Annotated in this window: 21 protein-coding genes; 6 read left to right on the top strand and 15 right to left on the bottom strand. The window is 69.2% G+C overall.

What is annotated here, in order from left to right:
* Positions 1–37 precede the first annotated feature (37 nt).
* The 6 genes from ACZ7M3_RS12395 to ACZ7M3_RS12420 form a co-directional block, all read right to left on the bottom strand.
* Positions 38–1,054 (bottom strand): phosphatidylglycerol lysyltransferase domain-containing protein, encoded by a 1,017-nt coding sequence (locus ACZ7M3_RS12395; RefSeq protein ID WP_472062833.1) that lies wholly within the window; start codon positions 1,052–1,054, stop codon positions 38–40.
* Positions 1,051–1,518, bottom strand: coding sequence for a hypothetical protein (locus ACZ7M3_RS12400; RefSeq protein ID WP_067362687.1), 468 nt, complete (start codon positions 1,516–1,518; stop codon positions 1,051–1,053). Before ACZ7M3_RS12400 ends, ACZ7M3_RS12395 begins: the two co-directional genes overlap by 4 nt.
* 2 nt (positions 1,519–1,520) lie before the next feature.
* The gene (locus ACZ7M3_RS12405; protein ID WP_472062835.1) at positions 1,521–2,453 is read right to left on the bottom strand and encodes an SAM-dependent methyltransferase; all 933 of its coding nucleotides are present in this window, start codon (positions 2,451–2,453) and stop codon (positions 1,521–1,523) included.
* 79 nt (positions 2,454–2,532) lie between these two features.
* Positions 2,533–4,104 (bottom strand): ABC1 kinase family protein, encoded by a 1,572-nt coding sequence (locus ACZ7M3_RS12410; protein WP_472062837.1) that lies wholly within the window; start codon positions 4,102–4,104, stop codon positions 2,533–2,535.
* Between the two features lie 133 nt (positions 4,105–4,237).
* The gene (locus ACZ7M3_RS12415) at positions 4,238–4,792 is read right to left on the bottom strand and encodes a hypothetical protein (protein WP_351298698.1); all 555 of its coding nucleotides are present in this window, start codon (positions 4,790–4,792) and stop codon (positions 4,238–4,240) included.
* Between the two features lie 101 nt (positions 4,793–4,893).
* Positions 4,894–5,394: an RNA polymerase sigma factor gene (locus ACZ7M3_RS12420; protein WP_388394286.1), complete on the bottom strand. Its 501-nt coding sequence runs from the start codon at positions 5,392–5,394 to the stop codon at positions 4,894–4,896.
* Positions 5,395–6,105: 711 nt separating this feature from the next.
* Here ACZ7M3_RS12420 and ACZ7M3_RS12425 point away from each other — a divergent pair.
* Positions 6,106–6,372, top strand: a complete 267-nt coding sequence (locus ACZ7M3_RS12425; RefSeq protein WP_472063118.1) for a metal-sensitive transcriptional regulator — start codon at positions 6,106–6,108, stop codon at positions 6,370–6,372.
* Positions 6,373–6,513: 141 nt separating this feature from the next.
* On the opposite strand, the gene ACZ7M3_RS12430 is transcribed toward ACZ7M3_RS12425, so the two are convergent.
* Entirely contained in the window at positions 6,514–8,910 is a 2,397-nt protein-coding gene (locus tag ACZ7M3_RS12430; RefSeq protein ID WP_472062839.1) for a M4 family metallopeptidase, read from the bottom strand.
* A gap of 833 nt (positions 8,911–9,743) precedes the next feature.
* On the opposite strand from ACZ7M3_RS12430, the gene ACZ7M3_RS12435 reads away from it, so the two are divergent.
* Positions 9,744–10,271 carry an NUDIX hydrolase family protein gene (locus ACZ7M3_RS12435; protein WP_472063120.1) on the top strand — a complete coding sequence of 176 codons (528 nt, stop codon included), beginning with the start codon at positions 9,744–9,746 and terminating at the stop codon, positions 10,269–10,271.
* A gap of 84 nt (positions 10,272–10,355) precedes the next feature.
* The gene (locus ACZ7M3_RS12440) at positions 10,356–11,939 is read left to right on the top strand and encodes a serine/threonine-protein kinase (RefSeq protein ID WP_472062841.1); all 1,584 of its coding nucleotides are present in this window, start codon (positions 10,356–10,358) and stop codon (positions 11,937–11,939) included.
* Here ACZ7M3_RS12440 and ACZ7M3_RS12445 read toward each other — a convergent pair.
* From ACZ7M3_RS12445 to ACZ7M3_RS12475, 7 genes are all read right to left on the bottom strand, one after another.
* Positions 11,936–14,530, bottom strand: coding sequence for a tryptophanase (locus ACZ7M3_RS12445; RefSeq protein WP_472062842.1), 2,595 nt, complete (start codon positions 14,528–14,530; stop codon positions 11,936–11,938). The genes ACZ7M3_RS12440 and ACZ7M3_RS12445 overlap by 4 nt on opposite strands.
* 298 nt (positions 14,531–14,828) lie before the next feature.
* Positions 14,829–16,175 (bottom strand): cytochrome P450, encoded by a 1,347-nt coding sequence (locus tag ACZ7M3_RS12450; protein WP_388518489.1) that lies wholly within the window; start codon positions 16,173–16,175, stop codon positions 14,829–14,831.
* An 8-nt stretch (positions 16,176–16,183) separates the two neighbouring features.
* On the bottom strand, positions 16,184–16,777 hold the full coding sequence (locus ACZ7M3_RS12455; RefSeq protein ID WP_351298716.1) for a GTP-binding protein: 594 nt from the start codon (positions 16,775–16,777) through the stop codon (positions 16,184–16,186).
* Entirely contained in the window at positions 16,752–17,129 is a 378-nt protein-coding gene (locus tag ACZ7M3_RS12460) for a DUF742 domain-containing protein (RefSeq protein WP_054232691.1), read from the bottom strand. Before ACZ7M3_RS12460 ends, ACZ7M3_RS12455 begins: the two co-directional genes overlap by 26 nt.
* A complete protein-coding gene (locus tag ACZ7M3_RS12465; RefSeq protein ID WP_054232692.1) occupies positions 17,126–17,527 on the bottom strand; it encodes a roadblock/LC7 domain-containing protein in 402 nt (133 codons plus the stop codon). Before ACZ7M3_RS12465 ends, ACZ7M3_RS12460 begins: the two co-directional genes overlap by 4 nt.
* Positions 17,524–18,711, bottom strand: a complete 1,188-nt coding sequence (locus ACZ7M3_RS12470; RefSeq protein ID WP_472062844.1) for a sensor histidine kinase — start codon at positions 18,709–18,711, stop codon at positions 17,524–17,526. Before ACZ7M3_RS12470 ends, ACZ7M3_RS12465 begins: the two co-directional genes overlap by 4 nt.
* 357 nt (positions 18,712–19,068) lie before the next feature.
* Positions 19,069–20,883 (bottom strand): ABC transporter ATP-binding protein, encoded by a 1,815-nt coding sequence (locus ACZ7M3_RS12475; protein WP_472062846.1) that lies wholly within the window; start codon positions 20,881–20,883, stop codon positions 19,069–19,071.
* A 478-nt stretch (positions 20,884–21,361) separates the two neighbouring features.
* Between ACZ7M3_RS12475 and ACZ7M3_RS12480 the strand changes: the two genes are divergently transcribed.
* Both ACZ7M3_RS12480 and ACZ7M3_RS12485 read left to right on the top strand, forming a co-directional pair.
* The gene (locus ACZ7M3_RS12480; protein ID WP_472062848.1) at positions 21,362–22,819 is read left to right on the top strand and encodes an MFS transporter; all 1,458 of its coding nucleotides are present in this window, start codon (positions 21,362–21,364) and stop codon (positions 22,817–22,819) included.
* Between the two features lie 432 nt (positions 22,820–23,251).
* Complete coding sequence (locus ACZ7M3_RS12485) at positions 23,252–24,493, top strand: cytochrome P450 (protein ID WP_472062850.1); 1,242 nt, start codon at positions 23,252–23,254, stop codon at positions 24,491–24,493.
* Positions 24,494–25,175: 682 nt separating this feature from the next.
* Here ACZ7M3_RS12485 and ACZ7M3_RS12490 read toward each other — a convergent pair.
* The gene (locus ACZ7M3_RS12490; protein WP_472062852.1) at positions 25,176–25,376 is read right to left on the bottom strand and encodes a hypothetical protein; all 201 of its coding nucleotides are present in this window, start codon (positions 25,374–25,376) and stop codon (positions 25,176–25,178) included.
* 506 nt (positions 25,377–25,882) lie between these two features.
* Between ACZ7M3_RS12490 and ACZ7M3_RS12495 the strand changes: the two genes are divergently transcribed.
* Entirely contained in the window at positions 25,883–26,098 is a 216-nt protein-coding gene (locus ACZ7M3_RS12495; RefSeq protein ID WP_472062854.1) for a hypothetical protein, read from the top strand.
* The last annotated feature ends 11 nt before the right edge of the window (positions 26,099–26,109 follow it).

Genomic DNA, 26,109 nt, shown 5'->3' on the forward strand with positions numbered 1-26,109 from the left:
TTCTGAGTCATGCGGACGGCCGGGACCCTGGAGCGGGTCAGACCGACTTGGTGAGGCGCATCAGCTGCCAGACGGCGCCGGGGCTCACCCGGCCCTGGAAGGCCAGGTACTCCGGTTCGATGAGCTGTGGGCGCCATTTGAGCTTGAAGGACTCCTGGGCGGCCGCCGGATAGATGGCGCGCCCCTTGGCCGCCAGCACCTCCACGCAGCGGTGCAGGAAGGCGCTGGTCGGTCCGGGCCCGGCCGTGTCCGGGCCGAGCTGGACGAACGGGGTGAAGCCGAGGTGCAGCCAGCCGCAGCCCTCGTCCTGGAACTGGCGCAGGGCGGTGGCGAACAGCAGCTCCACCGTGCCGGGCGGTGCGTCCGGGAGCCGCCGTGTGAGGTCGTACAGCCAGCCGGCGTGTTCACCGAAGACCGGTGAGTACGACACGTAGCCGACCGTCCGTCCCTCGTGGACGGCGGTGAACAGGCGCCGGTGCGGTGCGCCGGGGCCGCCGCGTTCGCCGATCAGGAACTCGAGTTCCTTGACGTGTCGGCCCTTGGCGCGCAGCCAGGCGGCGTCCACGGCGTCGAGGGCCGTGGTGACCTTCGCGCCGTCCCGTTCCTCGGCGGGCACCTCGGCGACCGAAACTCCTTCTCTGCGGGCCCGGTTGACCATGTTGCGCACCTTGACCATGCGCTGTCCGCCGAGGCTGTATCCGTCGAGCGCGATGCTGAAGGAGGCGCCGAACTGGTTGACGACGAAGCCGTGTCCGGCGTGCAGTTCGGCCTGCGGGCGGGAGAGTTGGACCGCGGCGACCCGGCGTCGCTCACTGCCGGTCCGTGCGAGCAGCGCGCTCAGCAGGCTCGGCCGGTCCTCCACCGCGCATACGGGCCCGCCCAGTTGGAACAGGTGCCGTCGGCCGGCCTCCCGGTACGGGACGAAGCCGTCGACACCGTCCGTGCGGAAGCGGCGGTTCCCGCTGTTCATCGCGAGGAAGGCGCTGCTGTGACTGCCGTACCGGCGCAGCATCTCGTACGCCTCCGTGTCGGCCGGCGCCTGTGCGGCGCTCACCGTACCGCCGCCTGGTGCCAGGGGACGGTGGCGAAGTCCCGCAGCGGGCCCTGGACTGCAGGGTGCGGAACCGGCTCGAAGGACACCGTGAACGACTTGGCGAAGTTGCCGAACAGCGCCCGGTCCCCGAAGAGATGGATGGGCAGGACCAGCAGCGCCCACTCCCAGCCGTACGCCAGGACCCAGGCGCCGAGGACCGCGCCCTGCACGCTGAGGCTGTGCATGGTGTTGTAGAGCACGTAGTAGACGCGCGAGACCTGCTGGTCGGGACTGCGGTGGTAGGCGAGCGCGCCCGGCAGATAGCCGATGACGTCGACGTAGACGAACAGGACGACGGCGACCCACCAGCGCACCTCGGCCAGGTGCGCGAGGAAGAATCCCGCGGCCACCAGGAGCCCGAGCAGGTATTCCAGGCGCAGCAGCCGGTAGGTGGTGGGGGTCTGGCAGAGATTGTGGCCGTCCACGGTCACCGCCCGCCGACCGGGCTCGTCCCGTCGTCCGGGCTCGCCCCGCCCGCCGACGTCGCCCCGCCCTCCGGAATCGTCGCGGTGACCAGGATCATGCTGTCCTTCTCGACCCCCGAGAACGCGGCCAGATGCGGGGCGAACCGCTCGACGGCGTACGGCAGGGCCAGCAGGTCCGCGACGCGCGCCTGCCAGCCGTAGCCGCCCCACCAGCGCTCCGCGTCCGCGAGGTGCCACACCCACGGTGTCCCCAAGCCGGACAGGGCCTCCAGCCAGGGCTTCACGAAGGGCGAGTCGGCGGTGTCGGCGTTGAGGCACTCGGCGCCGAGGCTGCTGCCCGGTGCGGAGAGCGCGCTCACCGTGTCGATCAGACGCTCCACCGCCTCCGGTGCCAGGTAGAAGAGCAGCCCCTCGCACAGCCAGGCGGTGGGCCGGCCGGGGTCGAATCCGGCGGCGAGCAGCGCGCCGCGCCAGTCGCCCAGCAGGTCGGCGGCGACCGTGGTGCGCCGGGCGGTGTCCGGCGTACGTCCGTCGACGACCCGTGCCTTGAAGGTGTGAACGGCCGGCAGGTCGACCTCGAAGACATGGGTTCCGGCGGGCCAGTCGAGCCGGAAGGCACGGGTGTCGAGTCCCGCTCCCAGCAGGACGACCTGTGCGCGTCCCTCCCGGGTCGTGGCGAGCAGGTGGTCGTCGAAGAAGCGGGTGCGGACGGCCAGCCAGTCGGGCAGCACCTTCTGCAGGACGCCGGCTCCCGGCGGGGCGCCGGCCGCCCCGGCGGCGTTCAGGAACTCGCCCGCGAGCCGGTCGTCGAAGAGGGCGTCCGCCCGCGCGGATTCATGGGCCCGCATACGGACGGTCCACAGGGCGGTCTCCGAGACCCCGTCCAGGGCGCCGGGAGCCGCTTCGCGCTGAGCGTCGTGTTGCTGCATGGGCATGGGTGATTCCTTTGTGCGTGCGGTTGACATGGGCTGTGGACGGGGCGGTTGTCGAGGGTGGATCGGATGGTGGGGTGGGTCAGCGGGACGTGCGGCGGCGGTCGAGGAACAGGGCCGCGGCGCCCAGCGCCATGAGCCCGCGCGAGGGTGACCAGGGCCGCTGTCCGCCCATCGATGAGGGCGTGTGCGGCTCGTGGAGCTGGAGCGCGAACTGACGGTTGGCCGCGTCGGAGAGCAGCCCGCGCCACTGTTCGGGGGCGGACGCGGCGGCCGAGAGGAGGTCCATCGTGTTGCGGGCGACCTGGTCCGCGGAGAAGTACTCGCGGATCAGGGCCAGGATGATCCCGCGCGCCTCCGCCTTGAAGACCTCCGCGAGGGCGATGTCCGGCGCGAGACAGCGCACCGAACCCTCCAGGTTCGCGAAGGACTTGCCGAGCAGGGAGATGGCGGGCGCCGAGCCGATGCCCCGCCGCGTCGCCTTCTCCAGGACGGTGGTCAGGGACACCCCGAAGTTGATGTCCTCCAGGGAGGCGGTGGCGACCTTGGGGACCAGCGCGGCCATGTCGGCGGCGAACGCGGGCAGGTTCGACCAGGCGGTGACCCGGCCCATGTCGGCCCACGCGTGGGCGAGACCGTGGCCGTCGTTCTGCGCGATGGCCATGAGCAGGGGCAGCAGCTGGAGGCTGGTGCGCCGGTCGAGTCGGCCGACCATGCCCCAGTCGATGAGGGTGGCCGGGCCGCCGGGCAGTGCGAAGACGTTGCCCGCGTGCGGGTCGGCGTGGAACATCCGGTCGACGAAGTACCCGCGGTACATGAAGCGCAGCAGGTCCTTGCCGATGTCCGTGCGCTCCCGGTCGCTGAACGAGCGGCGGTCGAGATGGCGTACGGAGGTGCCGGGTGCCAGTGACTGGATCAGCACCTTGGGGGTGGCGTGGACGACCCGGGGCACGGAGAGCGACGGGTAGCGACGGATGTTCTCGCGGGCCTCGTCCATGTTGCGGGCCTCGCCGGTGAAGTCCAGCTCGGGTTCCATCGCGTCGAAGATGGAGCCGAGCATCGCCTCGACGTCGATGACCTCGTTGAAGCGGGGTGCGGTACGGGCGACGATCCGGGACGCCTTGCGCATCAGGGCCATGTCCGCGCGGACGGTGTCCCGGATCCCGGGCCGCTGGATCTTCACCACGGCGGGCCGGCCGCCGGGCAGGGTCACCCGGTAGACCTGGGCCAGCGAGGCCGCCCCGAGCGGGCGGACCGTCTCGATGTCGTCGAAGCGGCGCTTCCAGTCCAGTCCCAGCTCCTCCTGGAGCACGGGCTCGAAGAGAGCGAAGGGCTGGACGTCGACCTGGTCGTGGAGGTTCTGCAGTTCGCCGATCATGGAGGCGGGCACCATGTCGGGCCGGGTGGAGAGGATCTGGCCGAGCTTCACATAGAACGGGCCGAGGCTCTCCAGGGCGTGCCGCACCGCCTTCGCACGGCGTGCCCCGTCCACGGAGGCGGTCCCGTCCCCGGCGGAGGCCTCGCCTTCCGCCGGGGAGTTCGAGTCCTGCCGGGACCGCCGGCGCTCCCGCGTCACCTGGCCGACCTCGTCGGCGACGAGGCTTCCCAGCACCTTCACAACCAGCCGGAGCCGACTGCCGAGCATGGCACCCATGTGTCACAACCTCCTGTGCCTGACGAGTTCCGTCGGTCATCCGTGCGATCGCCCACGCACGTGGGTCATGCGGCGCGATCACTCACCCGAGGTGAGGCGGTACGCGCCCGGTGAGCCCCGGATCAGCGGCGGATCAGCCGCTCTTCCTCGCCGCCGGTGCCCGCCCGGCGCCCGCCATGGCGCCGGCCACCCCCTGGACGCCCTCCAGCACGTTCACCAGGGAGGCGACGAGCTCGGAGAGCTGGGCGATCTGCCGGGGCAGCGCGGCCAGGCCCTCCGCCATGTCGGCCGCGCCCGAGACGGCCGAGGTCGCCCCGCCTGCGACCTGTCCGAGCGCGCCCAGCGGATTGGGCGCCCCACCGCCCAGTGCGGCCAGCGGGTTGGGGGCCGCGCCGGCGAGAGCGGCGAGCGGGTTGGCGGCGCCGAGGCCGGCCGCGGCGTTGGCCGCGTTGGCGAGTGCGGCCACGGGGTTGGCCACGCCGCCGAGGGCGGACAGCGCGCTGACCGTCCGCAGCACATCGCCGGGAAGCCCGTTCAACGCCTGATACGGATTCCCCGGGGTGAGCCAGTCCGCGGAATGCGAATCATCGCCTTTCCGGTCGAGGATTTCGTCGAATGCCTTCTTGGTGCTGTCGGCGATATCACCGATGAAATCCTTGATGGTGTCCTGGGTGTTATTCTTGCTCACGGTCATTACCCTTTCCATCTCATCCGCACTCCCGGAATTCGGGAGCCGTTTTCTTCCCCGCTCCCGGCCTGCGCCGGACGCGGGAGGAAGGCGGAAATCCGTTATGCCGCGGCGCCGTCGAGGGCCCTGGCGCAGGCCAGCCGCAGCCGAGCCCGCCCCCGGGTGAACGCACCTTCGGCCGCCTTGACCGAGATCTGGTGCATGCGGGCGAATTCCAGCGTGGAGATCCCATGGGCGCGGGCGAGGACCACCTGTCGCTCCCGGCCCCGCAGCAGGTGCACCTGGCCGAGCAGCCAGCGTCCGAAGTCCTGGTCGCACACGCCTTCGTCCGGCAGCTCGGGTCCGCCCACGTCCGCCGCGCGGCGCAACAGTCGCCGTCTTCGCTCCAGTTCGCGGTAGTGGTCCACACAAAGACGCAGGGCGACCGAGGTCAGAAAGGGACCGATCCGGTCCTGGTCGAGATTGCCGTGGGCCGCCGCTCTGAGCATCGCTTCCTGAACGCAGTCCTCCGCGTCCTGGGCATTCGGCAGCCGGCGGCGGACCAGCCTCATCAGCCGCTCCCGGTGACTGGCGATCACGCCCCAGGAGAACTCGCGCCGCACCTCTTCCTGGGATTCGCGGCTCGCTCGATCAATCCCTCGATCGGCGATTTCGCGCTCATCTAAGTGGTCTAGCAATTCCCTGTGACTCATGACCTCGAGCTTGATTCCCTGGTGCGAATCAGAATATTCGCACGGCCTATCCCCACCCGTCGCGAAGGTTCTTTTCCTAGTCAACACACCAACAAACCAGAGGGAATACGGACCACTCATCCGCATGGAAAAACGGAGGACTGCGTTCCGGCGTACCCCATACCGTGCTACACATTTCATGCATGCACCTGCGGCCCCTCATGTCTGCGGAAACGTCACGCCATGAGCGGGGGCGCACCAAAAGGGGGCCGAAATCACATCCGCCTCAGCGGCGCGGGGGTCGATCGCGCCAAGTTCCTCGACCGCGGACGGACACCCGGGGGCCGACCTCGGACCACGGTGAGGACCCAGGCACGGGCCGGGCCGCCGCGAGGGGCCACCGCCCTCCCGAAAGTCGTCGCGGCCGCCTGGCTCGTTCTCGCCGCCGGGCTCGGCACCCTCGCCCCCTCGGCGACGTCCCCCGGCGGCCGCCCGGGCGCACCGGCCGGTTGCCGATCCCGCGATAAAGAAGGTCATCGGACCGGGCGGACCGACCGGTGGAGGCGATCGGACGGCCGCCCCGTTGATACCCCAGGGGGTAAACTCAACAGCACCACCCCGAGGAGGACCCACCCCATGGCCATGTCCGTCGACGAGGAAGCCAGTACCGCGATCCTCAACCGCCTGCGCCGCGCCCAGGGGCAGCTCGCCGGCGTCATCGCCATGATCGAGGCCGGCCGCGACTGCAAGGACGTGGTCACCCAACTCGCCGCCGTGTCCCGCGCACTCGACCGCGCCGGGTTCAAGATCGTCGCCAGCGGGATGCGCCAGTGCATGGCCGCGTCCGACGACGAGACGCCCCCGATGTCCGAGGCCGAACTCGAAAAGCTCTTCCTCGCCCTCGCCTGAGCCGGCTCGGGAACGACGAGTTCACGGGAACGACGGACATCACAGAAGCGACGACACACCGACGCGACGTGGGCCACCCTGGCGGGTGACCCACGTCGCGGCTGTTGCCGGGGAGGCGTCAGACGGTGTCGATCGGATCGATCAGCTGGTCGTGACGGCGGTGTCGTCGACGACGAAGCTGGTCTGGAGCGAGGAGTCCTCGACCCCGCTGAACTTCAGGGCGACGGTGGTACCGGCGAACGAGGACAGGTCGAAGGTCTTCTGTGTGTACCCCGTGGCCTTGTTGAGGTTGGAGTACGTCGCCAGCGTGGTGGTGCCCGCGGTGACCGTCAGCTTGTCGTAGGCGGTGCTGGTGGTCGTCTCGGCGCTGTCGATGTGCAGGTAGAAGGTGAAGCTGGCCTTGCAGCCGGACGGGATCGTCACCGACTGGGAGAGCGTGTCGGTGTGCGTCGAGCCGTAGCCGTCCAGCCATGCCTTGTACGAACCGGCGTGCGCCGCCTGGCTGCTGGAGTTGGTGATGACACCGCTGGTCGCGGTCCAGGTGGTGTTGCCCGACTCGAAGCCCGGGTTGCCGAGCAGCTGGGTCGAGGTGCAGGTGCCGCCGCCTCCGGAGGAGCTGACGGTCCAGGTGAAGGACGCCGTTCCGGTGGCTCCGGTGCTGTCCGTGACGGTGACCGTGCTGCTGTACGTCCCGGCGGTGGTCGGCGTCCCGGTGATCGCTCCGGTGGAGCTGTTGATCGACAGGCCGGTGGGCAGCCCGGTCGCGGCGTAGCTCAGCGTGCCGGTGTTGGTGCTGCTGGCGGAGATCTGCAGGCTCACCGCGGTGCCGACGGTGGAGGACTGGCTGCCCGGGTTGGTGACGGTCACCCCGCTCGACGGCGGCGTGACATGGCTGCCGACGTTGATGCCCGCGAAGGCGTTCGCCACCCCCGCGTACTGGGTGGAGCTCGCGCCGTACAGGGCGGTGGCCGCGTTCAGGGCGGCGGTGCGGGCGCCCGCGTAGTTGGTGCTGGACGTCATGTACGTCGTCAGCGCCTTGTACCAGATCTGCAGGGCGGCGGCCCGGCCGATGCCCGCGACAGCGACCCCGTCGGAGGTCGGGCTGTTGTACGTGACGCCGTTGATGACCTTGGTACCGCTGCCCTCGGAGAGCAGGTAGAACATGTGGTTCGCCGGGCCCGAGGAGTAGTGGACGTCCAGGTTGCCGACACCGGAGTACCAACTGTCGGCGGAGCCACCGTCCTTGTCGGGCTCGTCCATGTAACGCAGCGGCGTGCCGTCGCCGTTGATGTCGATCTTCTCGCCGATGAGGTAGTCGCCGACGTCGCTGGAGTTGCCCGCGTAGAACTCCACGCCGGTGCCGAAGATGTCGGAGGTCGCCTCGTTGAGGCCGCCGGACTCACCGGAGTAGTCCAGGCCCGCGGTGTTCGAGGTGACGCCGTGGCTCATCTCGTGCCCTGCGACGTCGAGCGAGGTCAGGGCGTGGGTGCTGCTGGTGCCGTCGCCGTACGTCATGCAGAAGCAGTCGTCGTCCCAGAAGGCGTTGACGTACGCCGTGCTGTAGTGGACGCGCGAGTAGGCGGCGACGCCGTCGTTCTTGATGCCGCTGCGGCCGAAGGTGTTCTTGTAGAAGTCCCAGGTCTCCTGGGCGCCGTAGGCGGCGTCCGCGCCGGCGGTCTGGGTGTTCGAGCCGGATCCGGTGCCCCACGTGTCGTCGGCGTCGGTCATCAACGTGCCCGTGCCCGACGTGCCGTTGTTGAGGCTGTACGTCTTGTGGCCGCCGCGCGTGGTGTCGTACAGCTGGTACGTCGAACCGGACAGCGTGGTGTTCAGCGTGACCGTGCCGCTGTACTGGGTGTTGCCCGTGCCGGTCTTGATGCCCTGGAAGCGGTAGAGCTCCTGGCCGCTGGTGGCGTCGGTGATGACGTGCAGCTGACTCGGGGTGCCGTCGTCCTGGAGGCCGCCGATCACGGTCTCCCAGGCAAGCTTCGGGGTGCCGCTGCCGGCCCAGATCACCTTGCGGGCGCTGTCCGTGGTGGGCTTCTCGGCGGCCAGGGACTTGGCGGCCTTCAGCGCCTTGCTCGCGGCGGCGGACTTGGTGAAGGTCGCGGTGGTGGAGGCGACCTTGATGGTCCGCTTGTTGTTGAAGGTGCTGCTCACCGTGCCGGCGGCGAGAGAGGCCGGCGGGGTGTGGACGATCACGTCGCCGCCCAGCACCGGCAGGCCCGCGAAGGTGCGCTCGTAGCGAGTGTGGAGCGTGCCGTCCTGGTCCTTGACGACGTCCTTGACGACCAGCTTCTCCTTGGCCCCGAGGCCCAGGGTGCCGGCGGTCGCCGTGGTCTTCTGTGCCGCGCTCTTCAGCAGTGCCGAGTGCTGGGCAGGGGTGAGCTTGGCCTCCAGGCCTCCGGTGCGCAGCGGACTGGGGTGGGGGGCGGCAGGCTTGGCGGCCGCGGGGACCGTCTGTATGCCGACGGCCAGGAACGCGGCGGTGGCCGCCAGCGCTCCGGCCGCGACCGCCTGACGGGGGATTCGTCTCACTCGTACTCCTACTGCTGCGGCCGCGCGTCGACGGCCGGTGACAGACCCGGGCAGACGGGATGTGCTGACCGGGACGAGCTGAGCAGTGCGGGGCCCCTGCGCAGACCGTGTGAGGCCTGTCCGGCAGGTGAGGAAGAAGAATGGCAGCTTGACCTAGGCATGTCATGCAGACCGGAGGCAATCGAGGGTTAACCCTCGACGACGTTCACGTGGGGCGCACGGACGAGGTTCACCCGGGGCGCACCGAAGACCGCCTTCACCCGGATGGCGGCGCCGGCGAAGTCTCGGCCACCTGAGGGGCGCCCACCTCACCGGCCGCGACTTCGCCGGTGGCACGGCGACGGAGTACGCGAAGGCGGAATGGGGATAAGCCCGGAGAGCACGGCATCGCGCCGGACCGTGCCCCAGGGGCGGCATCCCTCCTTGGTAGTACGACCGGGTCGCGCGTCTGCTCCTCAGGGAGAGGTGCGGGTGACCCGTGAGCACGACGCGCGTGAGCGCGGCGGCGTGGAAGCTGGTTGTACGAGTCCGAGGAGGCCGCCATGAACCGCCAGATCCGCATTCGCCCCAGCCGTCGCCCCGCCACCGGGCGCGAGGTGACGATCGACCGCAGGACACCGTCGGGTCGCCTGCTGCCCTACTGACGCGACGGCTGCCCTCCTGGCCCGACGGCTGCCCCGCTCACCCGGCGGCCTTCCACCAACGATCCGGCCAGTTGGCGTATCCGTTCCACCGCGCGCACGTTGTGGGTGATGACAATGGCCACCAGACACCACGGCGAGCACTGCGCGCGGATCCGGAAGGGTTGAAAGTATGATCACCCAATGTCTGACATGACCGAGACCACGCCGGGCTGGCTGACGCCCGACGAACTCGAAAGCGCACGCGCACGCATGCCGATCCTGTACGTCGAGGCTGTGCCGGTCCGCGTCGACGACAACGGCGAAGTCACCAGCATCGGACTGCTGCTGCGCATAGGGCCGGACGGGACGGTCAGCCGCACCGTCGTCTCGGGCCGGGTGCTGCACCACGAGAAGGTCAGGGACGCCCTCCTGCGCCACCTGGAGAAGGATCTCGGCCCGGTGGCGCTCCCCCGCATCCCGACCTCGCTCCAGCCCTTCACCGTCGCCGAGTACTTCCCCACGGTGGGCGTCACGCCGTTCCACGACCCCCGCCAGCACGCGGTCTCGCTCGCCTACATCGTCCCGGTGACCGGCGACTGCCGCCCCCGGCAGGACGCCCTCGACCTGGTCTGGTTCAGCCCCGAGGAGGCCTCGTCACCCGCGGTCCTGGGCGAGATGCCGGGCGGCCACGGAGCCCTCCTCAAGCAGGCCCTGGCCCATGTGGGCCGGCTGTCCTGACGTAGGCCTCCGCTAGAGTCGGCGCGGTCCCCCGTCAGACCTGCTGCCGCGGGGGTGGTCCTGCGCTGGGGGATGACGGGCACGATGCGGTTCGAACGAATGCAACTGGCCGGGTACGAGATCCAGGAGGTCCTGGGCCAGGGCGGGTTCGCCACGGTGTACCGGGCGCGACAGCTGGCCGTGGGCCGCGAGGTGGCGCTCAAGGTGGACAGCAGGGTGCTCGACTCGGCCCGCGACCGGCAGCGGTTCATGCGGGAGGTCACCGCCGCCGGGCAACTCTCCGGGCATCCGCACGTGGTCCCGGTGTACGACGCCGGGGTGTTCGGGGACAACCGCCCGTACATGGTGCTCGAACTGTGCCCCGGCGGCTCCCTGGGTGATCGTCTGCACCACCAGGGTCCCCTGTCCGTGAAGGAGGCCCGCGACATCGGCGTGGGCATAGCCGACGCGGTGGCCGCGGCGCACACCGCCGGGGTGCTGCACCGGGACATCAAACCCGGCAACATCCTGGTCAACCGGTACGGCGGTGTCGCGCTCGCCGACTTCGGCCTCGCGGCCATGCCCCGGCCGGACCGGGAACTGTCGGTCACCCGGGAGGCGTTGACCCCCGCGTACGCTCCGCCCGAGGCGTTCCACCTGGCCGAACCGACCCCGGCCGGCGATGTGTACTCGCTCGCCGCCACGGTCTACGCCCTGCTGAGGGGCCGCCCGCCGCACTTCCCCGAGGACGGCACCCAGCTCAGTCTCGCGGAACTCATCGTGCGGCACACCTGGCCCTACCCCGACCTGCCGGGAGTGCCGGCGGCCCTCAACGAGGTGCTCGGGCGGGCCCTGGTGGCGGACCCGGTGCGTCGGCTGTCCGACGCCGGGGCACTGCGTGACGCGCTCGCCGCCGTCGACGTGGACAGCGCCGACCGGGTCGGCTTCGGTCCCGTACCCGGCGGCCGGACCACCACCCCCGCGCTACGGGACAGCACGCCGCCGCCCGAACCCGGTCCGCCGGGCACGACCACCGCCCCGGCGCCGCGGGACCGGCAGAAGAAGTGGCGGCGCCCCCGACTGATCGCCGCGGTGGCGGCGGTGGCGGTGGCGGTCTCGGTGAGCGTCTCGGTCGCCGTGATCACCTACCGGGGTGAGGGGTCCGACAGCCCCAAGTCCCCCTCGACCGCGTCCCGGCCGTCCGGCACCACGTCCGCCGTGAACACGGGGTTCGGTGGGGTGTCGACCACCGCCCGGGACTGTCCCGCCGCCGCGGTCGACGGCGCGGGCGGCCGGTGCGTCACGACCCCCGAGTGCTGGAGCGGCATCACCGACATCTCGGGGACGATCACCGTCAGCCTCGCGGACTGCCGGGTGAAGCACGTGTGGGAGACCTTCGCCATCGCCCCGCTGCCCAAGGACGGGATGACGAACGACGCCCGGGACCTGATCAAGCACCCCACCGTCAAGGCGCTGTGCTCACAGGAGGTCATGCTGAAGTCCCGGACGGCCACCGGACGGGCCGTCACCGGCCGGTGGAGCACGGACATCCTGCCGCCGACCGCCCAGCAGTGGTCCGACGGACTCCGCGCCTTCCGCTGCGTCGCCCACGCGGCCACGGAGGACGGGGAGATCACCGACAGCCACTTCGGGCAGCGGCCTCAGGACAGCGTTCCCCCCGCCCGCTAGACGGTCACCGGCTGGAGCTTGGCGCGGAAGTGACGCAGGATCGGGGACTGTTCCACGATCCGGTAGCCGTGCACGGACTCCGCGTTCTTGGCGATGGTCTCCAGGGTTCTGCCGACGTGGTCGTAGTGGCTGCGCGTGTAGACGCGCCGCGGCAACGCCAGCCTCACCAGTTCGTACGGCGGGCTCTTGACCGGGTTCCCGTCCTCGTCCTCCTCGCCGAGGTACAGCGACCCCAGTTCGGCCGACCGGATGCCGCCCTCCAGGTAGAGCCGGCAGGCGAGAGCGTGGCCGGGGTACTGGTGGGGCGGTATGTGGGGCAGAAGTCGGCCCGCGTTGAGGTAGATGGCGTGCAGACCGGGCGGCTCCAGGATGTCCACGCCGGCGGCGCGGACCCGCTGGGCCAGGTGGTCGGCGCTCTCCGCCCGCTCCGCGAGGTAGGAAGGTTCGGTCACCTCCTGGAGGCCCTGGGCGATCATGTCGAGGTCGCGTCCGGCCAGACCCCCGTAGGTGGGGAACCCCTCGGTGGCGATGAGAAGGAGTTCGCACTTCTGGGCGAGTTCCGGATCGTTCAGTCCGATGAAGCCGCCGATGTGGACGATGCCGTCCTTCTTGGCGCTCATCACACAGCCGTCGGCCAGACGGAACGCTTCTTCGGCGACCTGGCGCGGGGTGCGGTCCTTGTAGGCCGCCTCGTGCCGGGTGACCAGCCAGGCGTTCTCGGCGAACCGGGCGGCGTCCAGGATCAGGGGGACACCGTGCCGACGGCAGAGTTCGGAGGTCCGCTTCAGGTTCTCCATGGAGACGGGCTGACCGCCGCCGCCGTTGTTGGTGATGGTCATGACGACCGCGGCGACACGCGAGCCGGTCGTCTCGGTCAGCCCCCGCTCCAGGGCCTCGAGGTCGATGTTCCCCTTGAAGGGCTCCGAGCTGTCCAGGTTCCGCGCCTCGGCGCAGGGCAGGTCGCGCGCGACACAGCCCGCCAGCTCCACATTGGCGCGGGTGGTGTCGAAGTGCGTGTTGGACAGGACGGTGTCGCCGGGCTTGAGGAGGTTGGAGAACAGGAGTCGTTCCGCCGCACGCCCTTGGTGGGCCGGCAGGATGTGGCTGAAGCCCGTCAGTTCCGCCACCGTGTCCCGGAAGCGGTAGAAGGACCGCGAGCCCGCGTAGGACTCGTCACCGGCCATGCCCACGGCGAGCTGCGCCGAGGACAGCGCACCGGTCCCCGAGTCGCTCAGCAGATCGATGGTCACCTCTTCCGCGCGTAGATCGAAGAGGTTGTAGTGCACTCGTTCGAGTGCCGCCTTGCGCTGCTGGGGGGTCGTGAGCGGGATAGGTTCGACGACCTTGATCCGGTACGGCTCCATCCTGATTTCTGCTCCTGCCTTTCCGTTTCCTACTGAGTGGAGGGTCTCGCGCGGCTCGGTACCCGCCGTGCGATGGGGGGAGAACGTCTGAGGGGGCGGCTGGGCCGGCAACGGCGGCCGTACCGCGTACGCCTCCGAGGAGATGTACGCGGTCACACGGGGCGGTCGGCCCCGCTCGTACACCAGCGCCAGATAGGCGATGAGCCCCACGCCGTCGTGCAGCAGCCGTGAGGTGACGGTGGCCAGCGACCGGTCGAGCGCCGCGGTGTCCATGCCGTGTCGGCGCAGCACGGCCACCGCTCGCGCATAGGCCTCCCCGTCGTGCCGGACGTAGTCCCTGACCGGCACGTGGAGGGTGAAGCCGCTCGGCAGGCCGGTCCCGGACTCCGTGAAGGAGTGGCAGGAGAGCACGGGGCGCCCCTCCAGCCGTACGCCTTTCCCGGCGCCGGAGTGCTGCGGCGAGCTGTCGAGACCCGCCGCGACCCGCAGGAACTCCCGTACGGTCTCGGGCCGTGGCCCGGGGTCCGTGCGGGGCAGTTCACCCGCGTCGGCGGCGGCCAGGTTCCGATGGGTGACGTAGACCTTCACCCGGGGTGTCTCCCAGTCCCCGAGGTCGAGGGCGAAGAACGGATAGCCGTCGGCCCGGGGCAGCGCGGCGAACGCCTGCCGGTGGCCGAGCCTGTCGAGTGCCTCACGCACCGTCTCGGCGGCCCGGTCCACCCCGGACGCCGCCGGGTTCAGATAGACCTTGACCTTGGGGACTCCGCCGGGCCGCAACTCCAGGGCCAGCCACAGCGCCAGCGGGCCCTCGGGGGCCGGTGGGAAGAACAGGTCCTCCAGCCGGTCGAGTTGGTCGGTGGCGAAGCCCCAGCGCTCCGCCATGGCCCGGACCACCCGCAGTCCGACGCGCCCGTTCTCCGCCAGGCCTTCGGCGCCGTACCCCGGTTCCAGCAGCATGCGCAGGGTCGGGGGCGCGTCCGGCACGAAGGCGAGGGAGTACTCCACCGGCGTGTGGTCGTCGGACAGGAAACTCGGGTAGGACGGCGGTTCGTCCAACGGACGCTCCGCGACGGGACCGAGACAGTCGGTCAGGACACGCGCGTAGATCTCGCCGTCGGACGGTTCGAGACCAACGGCTTGGCACAGTCGGAGTAACTGGTCGGCCACGTAACCGCCGAGCGGCTGCGTGTCCGTGACCGGTCCACCCCGTGTACGGGAGGTGATCATCGGCCCTCCCGGCGGGTGGGCCCGGTAAGGAGGGCAAAAAGATACCCGCCTGTGCGGGCGGGTATCTCGCCATCCGGCTTGTGTGGTGCGACGGGTATGGCGCGGGGGTCGAAGCTCCCTTGGGAGGTCTGTCGTCGGGGGCGGAGCGTGGCTGCGGAGTGCTGTGCTGAAGTGGCGTCTGTGGTCGAGGGCTCCACGACACCTCCTTAACTTGTGATCAACACGATTGCCGCGCTCTTCCCTACCCCCCCGGTTGAATATTGATGCAGTGCGAGGATGTTGGCAGCTGTTGCGTATCTCACGCCTTCCACCAGGACAGGAACGAACTCCACAGCCCGCCACGCTCCTGCCGGCCCTGCGCACCTCCTTGGTCGCTGCGCGCCGTGGTCTCCGGGCGGTGCTGCGGGTCGGGCTGCCGAGCGGCCCGTACGGGGGTGAAACGGGCCGGAAGCGCGGCCAGCGCCCGGTTGAAGGGACCCGGACGCCAGGTCAGACTGTCCTCGGGTACGGCCAGTTCGACGTCGGGCAGCCGGTTGAAGAGGTTCTCGATGGCCGTCACGGTGATGAGCCGGGCGGGGTCCTTTGCCGGGCAGGCGTGCGGTCCCGCGCTCCACGCCAGGTGGGAGCGGTTGCTCGATGCGTGCCGGGACGCCGCGAGCGCCGGGTCGGTGTTGGCGGCCGCGAAGCTGACCAGCACGAGGTCGCCCGCCGCCAGCTTCTGTCCCCCGAACTCCATGTCGGCCGCCGGGTAGTGCGGCGCGTAGTTCGCCATGGGCGGGTTCTTCCACAGCGTGGTGTCGATGGCCTCTTCGATCAAACCGCCTGCCGCGTAACGGTCGTTGGTCAGCAGCAGGTGCAGGGTGTTGGAGATGAGGTTGCGCAGCGGCTCCGCACCGGCGCCCAGGAGCAGGACGAGCTGGTGGGCCATCTCCTCGTTGGTCAGGCGCGCCTGATGCTGCATCAGCCAGGAGGTGACGTCGTCGCCGGGCCGGGACCGCTTGAGGGCCACCAGCTCGCCCACGGCCTGACCCAGTACCTCGTTCGCCTTCTCGGCATTCACACCGTCGAAAATGCCGGATATACCGAAGAGGACCCGGTCGCCGATCTCCGCGGGGCAGCCGAAGAGTTCGTTGAACACGAAAAGCGGCAGCAGCTTGGCGTAGTCGTTGAGCAGATCGGCCGAGCCACGGGTGTGGAACTGGGCGATGAGGTAATTGGAGACCCGCTCGGCGCTCTGGCTCAGCCAATGCGAATCGACACGCGCGAAGCTGTCCGTGATGGCCTGCCGCAGCCGCATGTGGTCGGCCCCGTCACTGAACATGGCATTGGGCCGGTACACCAGAAGCGGAAGCACCGGACTGTCCGGACTGATCTCGCCCTCGTTGAAATCCCGCCAGCGGCGCGAGTCCTTCCGGAAGGCACCCGCGTTCTGGAGCAGCTGGAGCGCCGCCGAGTAATCCGTGACCAGGGTCGCCTCGACACCGGGGGCGAGTTCGACCGGAGCGGTCGGCCCGTAGTGACGCATGTACTCGTAATAGGCTTGCGGATCGGCCGCGAACTCCGCCCCGTGCAACGGCACCGGCTCACCCGTGGCATGAGCCGGGCAGCCGGGTGGTGGCACGGGGACGGTGGATTCAGTGTTCATGCTTGCTCCTAGCGGGCACGGTCCTGCAAATAGTGAACGAGGGTGATCAGGGCGCTTGCTGATGAATTCTCGTCGCGAGCGTCGCAGGTGACGACCGGGGTGTCGGGGAGCAGGTCCAGCGCCTCACGCAGCGCCTCTTCGCCACGAATCGGCGTGCCGTCGAAGTGGTTCACGGCAATGGCGTAGGCGAGTCCGTACTGCTCGATCAGGTCGATGACGGCGAAGGAATCCGCCAGCCGCTCGGGGTCGACCAGCACGAGCGCCCCGAGAGCGCCGCGCGCCATGTCCTCCCACATCTGCACGAACCGCTGCTGGCCCGGCGTACCGAACAGGTACAGCACGACGTGATCACTGATCGTGAGGCGTCCGAAGTCCATGGCCACCGTGGTGGTGGTCTTGCCGCGGACGCCCTTGAGGTCGTCGATCTCCTCGCCGGCCTGCGTCATCGTCTCCTCCGTGGACAGCGGAGGAATCTCCGACATCGTCCCGACGAAGGTGGTCTTGCCCACCGCGAAGTGCCCGACGATCAGGATCTTCACGGCGGTCTGCGCCGCTCCGCCGCGGACGTACGCCGTCTCATCCAAAACGGGCCCGGAGACCATCCAGCACCTCCTGAAGAATCTGCTCGTCGACCAGGCGGGCGCGCGCCACCGGCGCGCGCGTGATGAGGTATCCGCCTTCGGCGAGGGCATTGAGAAGGATCTTCACCACGCCCATGGGCAGGCGCAGGTGTCCCGCGATCTCGGCGACCGAGAGGTAGCCGCCGGAGCACATCTCCAGCAGGCTCTGTTCCTCCGGGGAGAGCCGGGCCGGCCGCTGCTGGTGGTCGGCGGCCGCCGTGACCAGCGTGATCAGGGAGAACTGGTCGCCGTCGGGAAGGTCCCGGCCGTTGGTGATGACGTACGGCCGCACTAACTCCGCGGCCTCGGGCTCCTGCCGCTCGGAATCGGTCACTGGCGTGCGCCGATGTTCTCGCGCGGCGGAGTCGTCAGCGCCTTGCCCAGCTGGCCGACGAGCTGCTGCATGCGGAAGGTGATCTCCCCCATCTCGACGTCGGGAGAGGCCGAGACCGCGAGGTACGCGCCGTCACCGGCGGAGATCAGGAAGACCCAGCCACCGTCGAACTCGACGAGCGTCTGCCGCCACTTCAGATCGGACCCGTCGCAGAAGAACCCGATCGAGCGGCTCAGTGACTGCACACCGCTCATCGCGGCGGCGACGGTGTCCGCGTGGTCCCTTCCGACCCCCTTCGAGGACGCCATCAAGAGCCCGTCGGCGGAGACCAGGACCGCGTGCAGAGCCCCGGGAATCTCCAGGACGCCGTCAAGCATCCATGACAGATCGTTGTTCACGAAACCTCATGCCCTTCGCTGCTTGCGTCATGTGCGTTGCTCGTGCGGCCCGCAGGCTCCGGGAGCGCGGCTCGACCGGACTGCGTGCCGCGCTGGAAGGCACCCATGATCGAGGCGGTCTCCTCTTCGGAGCGGATCGGGGTGCCCGTGGTCATGGGGGCGCCCGTGGTTTCGGAACTCGGCGGCACGATGGCCATGGCCCGCCTGCGGCGGCGCTTGGGAAGACCGTCGGCGGTCGTGGACACGGCCGCGGCGGGTTCCGGGCCGCTCGGGTTCAGCGAGGGAACAGTGCTCACAGTCTGTGCTCGCTCCTTTGGTTGCGGCATGCTGGTGAGCAGCTCGTCCGGCAGCAGAACCACCGCTCGCACACCCCCGTAGGGAGAGGTCGAGTCGACGGACACCGTGAAGCCGTAGCGCTCACAGAGCACACCGATCACCGCGAAGCCGAACTGCGGAGGATTGCCGAGCCCGGAGACACCCGAGGCCCGCTCACTCGAAAGGAGTTTCGCCGCTCGGGCCTTCTCCTCCTCGTTCATGCCGACACCGGCGTCGTCGACGACGATGCAGATGCCCTTGGGTACGGCACGGACATTGATCTCGACGCTGGTTTCCGGTGCCGAGTAGCTCGTGGCGTTGTCGAGGAGTTCCGCAAGGGCCAGCGCCACCGGTTCGACGGCTCGGTTGGTGACCGCGAAATCGACCTGCGAAAGAATTTCGACCCGCTGGAAGTGCCGGATCCTGCCCTGCGCGCTGCGGACCACGTCGTATACCGACGCGACGTCACGCTGCCGTCCCAGCCAGCCTTCGCAGAGCACGGCGATGGACTGGGCGCGCCGCCCGAACTGCGAGTTCATGTGGTCGATTTCCAGGAGGTCCTGGAGAATCACCGACTCGCCATACTTGCTCTGCAATTTGGAAATGGCCAACTGCTGTTCGGCGGCGAGACCCTGAAGCGTCCGCATCGCCGATTTGAGCGCGGTTCTTGTTGCTTCTTCGGCTTGCTCCTGAGCCTTCTTCACCGACGCCGAATATTGATTCTCAAGCTCAGCGTAGTGATCCCTGAGTTCTTGATTTCCCTGCCTTAAACTCCGCACAGACCGCTTTCCGCGAATAATGGCGGTAGCTGCAAGCGGAGTACCAGCGATAAGAGCCCAGAGAGCCGGGTCCTGCATGTATTGCGTCATAAGACTCTCTTCAAGCGACTGACAGCCAGCTACTGAATTCCGTCAGCGCGGCGGGCCGACAGCCCACTGCGCAGGGTTTACCGTCCGGGCCGCACAGTTGGCCAGAAGAGTCGTTTGGCCGGAAGAGTCGTTTTGTGCCCATAGCCCGCTCGGCAAGTGCGGCGATCGTATCATCGTCCCAACTCATGACGGACCGTCAATATGGGGAGTACTTGCGAACATTGATGGGTAGTCAGATCCTCAACGACATCCGAAAAGGGGGCTCTGCGGCTTTCGTCAATCGGTGCCCGGAGTTGACATCGGGGAGCGGGTCCCGCCGAGCGGGCGGGGGGGACCCCACGCCCGCCGGGTTCGCGTTCAGTGCAGGTCGGCCGGCTCCTGGCTGTCGTCGAGGAAACCGCCCGACTGGTGCTGCCACAGCTTCGCGTAGGCGCCTTCCGACGCGAGCAGTTCCTGATGCGTGCCCTGCTCGATGATGCGTCCGCGGTCGAGGACGACGAGCCGGTCCATGGTGGCGACCGTGCTCAGCCGGTGCGCCACGACGAGCGCCGTCCGGCCCTCCATGAGCCGCCACAGCGCTTCTTGTACGAGGATCTCGCTCTCGGAATCCAGCGCGCTGGTCGCCTCGTCGAGCAGCAGGATCGGTGCGTCGCGCAGGATCGCCCTGGCGAGTGCGACCCGCTGGCGCTGTCCGCCGGACAGCTTGACCCCGCGCTCGCCCACCATGGTGTCGAAGCCGTCCGGCAGCGCGTCGGCGAACTCCGTGACATGTGCCGCCTCAGCAGCGCGACGGATCTCGGCCTCGGTGGCGTCCGGCCGGGCGAAGGCGATGTTGTCCCGCAGGGTGCGGTGGAACATCGCCGGGTCCTGCGGCACGTAGGCCATCAGCCCGCGCAGGTCGGCCTGGCGCAGCCTGCTGATGTCCTGCCCTCCGATCAGGATGCGGCCGGAGTCGATGTCCGTCATCCTCAGCAGCAGCCGGGCCAGCGTGGTCTTGCCCCCGCCGGACCGGCCGACGAGACCGATCTTCGCCCCGCTGGGCACGGCCAGGTCGAGTCCCTCGAAGAGCGGCTGCGCGCCCGCGTGGGCGAAGGCAACCTGCTCGAAGCGGACGTCGGCGGCCCGGGACAGCAGCGCTTCCGGCGTCTTCGGGTCGAGCACGGTCGGCGGCTTCAGCAGTAGTTCGGTAAACTGAGCGGCCTCCGTCATCGAGCTCTCCAGGCGGCGGTAGATCTGGTTGAACTCGAACATGATCCGCGTCGCGTTGCTGTAGTACGTGAAGGCGACCACGACCGCCTCGACGCCCTGGCTGCCTCCGCCGAGCGCGACCGCGAGCAGCAGGCCCAGCGCGTTGGTCAGTACGGACATCGGCGCGACCAGTGTGTCGATGCGCAGGTTGCCGTAGTCCCACGACCGCAGCATGAGCCGCCGCGAGGCCGCGACCCGGGACCGGTGCTCGGCGGCCTCACGCTCCTCGGCGGCGAACGCCCGGACCGTGTCCATGTTCATCAGGCTGTCGGCGACATGGCCCGACACCCGGGCGATCGCCTCCTCTCGCTGATCGACGAGCGCCTGACGGCGGCGGATGAGGGGCAGCACGCACATCGCCGTCAGCGCGATCATCGCCAGGAGCCCGACGACGAGCAGCGGTTCGTAGCGCCACAGCACCACCGCACCGAACACCAGCGGCACGAAGCTGCCCACGACCTGGAACGTCATCGTGTCGACGAACTCCTCGAAGCGGGAGGCGAAGCTCAGCACCCGCTTGGTCAGTGACCCGGCGAAGTTGTCGTGGAAGAACGCGGCGTCCTTGGCGAACAGCTCGTCCATGCCGATGACGTACAACTGCTCGATACCGAGGGCGTCGAGACGGTTCAGGCAGTGCAGGCCGAGGCGCCACAGCATCTCCGCGAGCAGCAGGACGCCGGCGAAGCCGAGGACGTACGGCAGCGTCGAGCCGACGGAGATGCCGGCGTCGCCGGCGATCCGGCCGACGAGCTTCGCGACGATCAGAGGCGCGATGTAGTTGATGCCGATGTTGCCGAGCGCCGGCAGCAGCATCGCGGGGGCGGTCAGCCGTCGGAGCCGGGCCAACTCCCGTCCGTAATAGCGAAGGGCGAGGAGCACCGAGCCATTGCTCGGTGAACCCTCGCGCGATTCAGGCGATCCCATCCCAACCCTGTGTGGTCGTGCGGCAGCCTGCCGCGTGCTTCTCCGGGGAGATTCCGTTGCCTCAGTGGCCGTGTGGAGCTTCGGTTTCGAGTGAGCGCGTGCGCTCGGGTCGTCCCGCGACAGGCGGGGTACGACGACGGGCCCGCGGCGACACCCAAGTGCGAGTACGGCGGGCCAGGAATGGCAGTGTCCCGCGAGGGTTCCCGCGCAGTCCAAGCGTTTTTATCGGCCAACGGCGCACGTCGCACGCCTGCGCGACCCGGCCGAACAGGCGTGTGCCCCTGAGCCGGGACGGCTCGATCGCGCCCTTCCCGATGCGCCCGCGTGTCTTTTCCGTGCGGTCTTTTCTGCACAGCTCATTGATTGTACCGACCGTTAGGTCTATTTTACCGGTCGGCCGCTCTCGCGCTGGACGTCCCCCACGCCGCCTGGACCAGAGCCGCTCTCCGGATCTCCGCTCACCCACGGAAGGCCGCCGATGTCCCAGACACGAACCTCTCCCCCGCAGGCCCACGAGAGATCCCGCTCCACCACGCGCAACGTGCTCGTCGTCGTCGCGCTCGTGTGGACCGTCCAACTGGTCGCGCTCGTCGCCGCGTTGTCCGGCATCGCACAGGCCGACATCGCGATCCACTTCCGGACCACGGACATCGCCTGGTTCACCCTGATGACCCTGCTGACCGGGACCTTCTTCCTGCCCTTCGCGGTCAAGGCCGCGGCCCTCTTCGGCAAGAAGCGCGTCCTGCTCGTCGCCACCGGTCTCGGCTTCGTCGGCGACCTGGTCGCCGCCTTCGCCACCGACTACCGCACGCTGCTGATCGGGCGCGGCATCGCGGGCGTCTACGCGGCCACCGCCCCGATCGCCTACGCGATCACCCGTGACGTGTTCCCCCGCCGCTGGGTGGGACTCGCCAGCGGGCTCCTGGCCGGCGGGGTCGGCCTCGTCGCCTTCGGCGGGCCGTTCCTGGCCGGCTGGCTCCTGGACAGTTACGGATTCCGCGGCGTGCTGTGGTTCATGGCCATCAGCACCGCCGCGAGCTTCATGCTGGTGGCCGCCTTCGTGCCGGAGAGCCCGGTCCGTGAGGCAGGCGGCCGGATGGACTGGATCGGCGGACTCCTTCTCGGCGGAGGGATCACGGCGATCGTCTACGCCGTCGGCGAGGGATCGCACTGGGGCTGGGGCAGCGCCGAGTTCGCCGCTTACATCGCCGGGGCGCTGATCACGCTGGTCGCCTTCGTGCTCGTCGAGCGCCGGGTCGCCGACCCCTTGTTCCCTCCGTCCATGACACGGCGTCGGCCGGTGTGGACCGTCCTGCTGGCCACGTCCATCGCGGCCGGCTCACTCAGCGCCGTGGGCGTGGTCATGCAGTTGCTGGTGCTGATGCCGAAGATCCCCACCATCTCCGAGGGCCTGGGCTGGTCCGGGACCCGGAACGCCCTGGTCACCAGCCCGATCAGCGCCATGATCATCGTGGCGGCCGTCGGCACCGGCCTGCTCGTCCGCCGGGTGGACGCACGGATCCTCCTGGGCATTGGCTCCGCGCTCACGGTGCTCGGTTACGGCATCGGCACCCACCTGCACCACAACGCCGCACAGATCGTGGAGATGGGCCTGATCGCGGGGCTGGGCACGGGCATGGTCGTCGCCGTCGTGCCCATCATGATCATCGAGGTGGTCACCCCCGAGGAACAGGCGCTGGCCAACGGCGTCCAGACCCTGGGACAGGGCGTCGCACAGATCGTCGTCTCCCAGCTGGCCTTCGTCGTGATGGCGCAGCACGGGAAAATCCTCAAGGGCACCCAGTTCTACCTCGACACCGGCTTCACGAACGGGCTCTGGCTGGTCGTCGGTTGCTGCGCCCTGGGCGCGCTGCTCGTTCTCCTGATCCCCAGGACCAAGCGCCTCGACGAGGCCGAGGTCGGTCAGGCGGCCTGACCTGGCGGGGTGACGCGGGACGGGGCCGCGCACGGCGGGTCGGGGCGGGGTATCTCACCGTCCGGATCAGAGCGCATTCTCATTCGGATCGCGATATCGAGTAGACCGACCGTTTGATAAATAATGGCTCATTCCCTCCGCCACCCGGATCGGACGAGTCGACCCGCTCCCACCCACTTCGTCCACGCGGCCGACTTCCTGGACATAGCGTCGAGAAATCCGCCCCAAGTGGACTGCGCCAAACGGAACATCGGTAGCGAACCTCCCGTCGGGCGAGCGTCGCACCGAACAGAGTCGCCGTCGATCGCATTGATTGTACCGATCGGTCGAAGTATGGTTCCGGCGAAGCGTCGACGTGGTGTACCACACCGCGCTGGAGGAATCGTGCGGCTCTTCACCACCCGCCGAAGAAGACGAGAGGATTGAGGCACCGTGACCGAGAACGTGGCCGGCACCGAGACGGCCGAGGCAACCCCGGAGTACCCGTCGCCCCGATCGGCCCAGTGCCCCTTCGCGCCGCCACCGGGACTGCTCGACCTGCACGACTCGGGCAAGTCCGTCGTTCGCGCCAGGACCTGGGACGGCAGCACTCCGTGGGTCGTCACGCGCCACGCCGCCCTGCGTGAGATCCTCGCCGACCCGCGGGTGAGCGCCGACATCGGTGGACCGGGATACCCGCACACCACGGAGGCCATGAAGGCGCACGCCGCCGAGATGCAGCCGTCGATCAACAACACCGACGGCGCCGAACACTCCCGGTGGCGCCGGATGCTGACGAGCTCGTTCACCCGCCACCGCATGGAGAAGCTCCGCCCGGCGATCCAGCAGATCACCGACGACCTCATCGACAAGATGCTGGCGGGACCCGACCCCACCGACCTCAACACGGCCCTGTCCCTGCCCCTGCCGTCACTGATGATCTGTGAGCTGCTCGGAGTGCCCTACGAGGACCACGAGTTCTTCCAGGAGCACGCCGGCGTCACCAACGCGCGGTTCAAGACACCGCAAGAGGCCGCCGAGACGACGAGGAAGCTGCGCCGCTACATCTCCGGGCTCATCGAGGCCAAGATGGACGACCCCGCCGAGGACGTCCTGTCCGACCTCGCCTCGCGCGTCAAGGAGGGCGATCTCAGCCTGGCGGAGGCCGCACCCCTGGGGCACATCCTGCTCGTCGCCGGCCACGACACCAGCGCCAACATGATCACTCTGGGCACCGCGCTGCTGCTCCAGAACCCCGACCAGCTCGCGGCCCTGCGCGAGAACTGCGACGACCCGAAGTTCGTGGCGAACGCCGTCGAGGAACTGTTGCGCTACCTCACCATCCCGCACCTGCTCGCACGACGAGCCGTTGTCGAGGACATCGAGATCGACGGGGAGACCATCCGCGCCGGCGAGGGCGTCATCGCGGCCCTGCCGGCCGCCAACTGGGATCCGCTGGCGTTCCCCGAGCCCGAGAAGCTCGACCTCGCCCGCCGGGCGGCGCACCATGTCGCGTTCAGCTGGGGCCCGCACCAGTGCATCGGGCAACAGCTGGCCCGTATCGAACTCCACATCGTGTTCAGCACACTGTTCCGTCGGGTGCCGACCCTGCGGCTCGCGGTCGACGTATCGGAGCTGAGCTTCAAGGAGGACTCACAGGCGTACGGCATCTACGAGCTGCCCGTCACCTGGTAGCTCCTGGAGGTCCGTGTAGGAGCGGACACGACGAGGCCGTCTTCTCATCGCCAAGAGGACGGCCTCCGAACGCCCACGGCCGCTCGGTGGCCGATGGGCCACGAACCCAAGAGTCCGCCCCACCGGGTTTCGTCCGGGCCGTCCGAGAAGGAGACGAGCCTCCGCTTGCGATCGTCGTGATCGGCAGAACGAGTTCCACGACGGGACAACTGGGAGTGATGGCGCTGTTGGATGAGGCATGTGTGGCGCTTGCGGCGGCGGGCACTGCTGTGGTGCAGGCTGCGCGCACGGACGCCTGGACGGGGTTCCATGCCCGCCCGCCGACTTCGCGAGGACCGTCTCCTTCACGAAGCCGATGCCACCGGCGGTGACCCCCGCCGTACCTGCGATCTGTTCGGACTCTCCGTCGGCGCGGTCTTGCCTTTGCACACGGGAGGGCCGTAGATGTACCTCTTGCCCGAGGTGGCTCCGACGGCGTTGAGGCCGACGTGTTCGCTGCAGCCGTTGCCGTGCAGGCCGCGTGGCATGCGAACCACCGGTCGAAGAGATCACGAGGGCGACAGTACCCACCGCGGGTGGAACCTCTGGTCGATCCCCGTCACAGTGGGGAAGGACTCCCGGCAGCTCTCCCGCCGCGTCGGCCGCATGACTCCGCGGCCACCGCGGCGCGGAGAGACACGGTTCAGTCGTCCCAGTGATCCAGCACGCGCTGCCGGATCTCCGCCGGGAAGATGTGCCGGAACGAGCTGCGCGGCGCGCGGCCCTCTTCGACCGCGGGCAGCAGCGCATCGTAGGTGACGTGATCACCGGTCCAGGAGTGGCGTTCCTGCGGGGTGTAGCACGCGAGCAGGGGTAACAGGCGCCGCAAGCTGTTGGAGCTCACAGGTGACGGGCGGACCTGGTGGCGCGCGTCCAGAGGCTCGCGCAGGAGACGGACGACATCATGCTGGCCAGACTGTCCGATGAGCAGCGTCGCAGTCTCGTGACCACCCTGACGGCGTTGCCGGATCGCTGATGCGCGTCGTATCTGCCGCTCAAGCGCAGCGGGGACGAGCGCTCGCCTTGCCAAGAGCGTGGCGCAGGGGGCCTCGGTTGACCTGGTGAAAGAACTCGCCCTGACGCCCTGCCCCTTCCGGGCTGTCGGCCTCATCCGCGCCCAACTCCCCGCCCGTCTCGCCCGCGGGTCGTCACCACCTCCCTTGCCGGAGGGCGTCGCCGAAGGATGTTCGACACCCGGCAGTGGCCTGGCGCCGTCACCGAGTACGCCGATCAGTTACTGGCCATGACCGGGATCCCGCTGTCCTACCCGCGCCGCTTCTTCCGCTCGTGTTCGGCCGTCGAGATCGGCCGCCCGACCACCGCACGAGCAGTCCGAAGCGTTCCGGCCCGATGGCCGACACCACCGCCCGCGTCAGCGAACTCAACCTCACCCGCACGTACTTCGATCTCGTCGCCGCCACTCGTCGGCCCTCGCCCGGGCGCACGCCCCGTCGCGGCAATCCACCACACCTGGCGCGCCGCCAGATCTTCCACGGCACCCCGCGCCCGGCCGTCGCCGTCCGACCAGCGCAACGGGTCCACGGACGCGCGAGCTCCGCACTCTGACCAGAGCCCTC

The sequence above is a fragment of the Streptomyces sp. NPDC111656 genome (assembly GCF_055656965.1).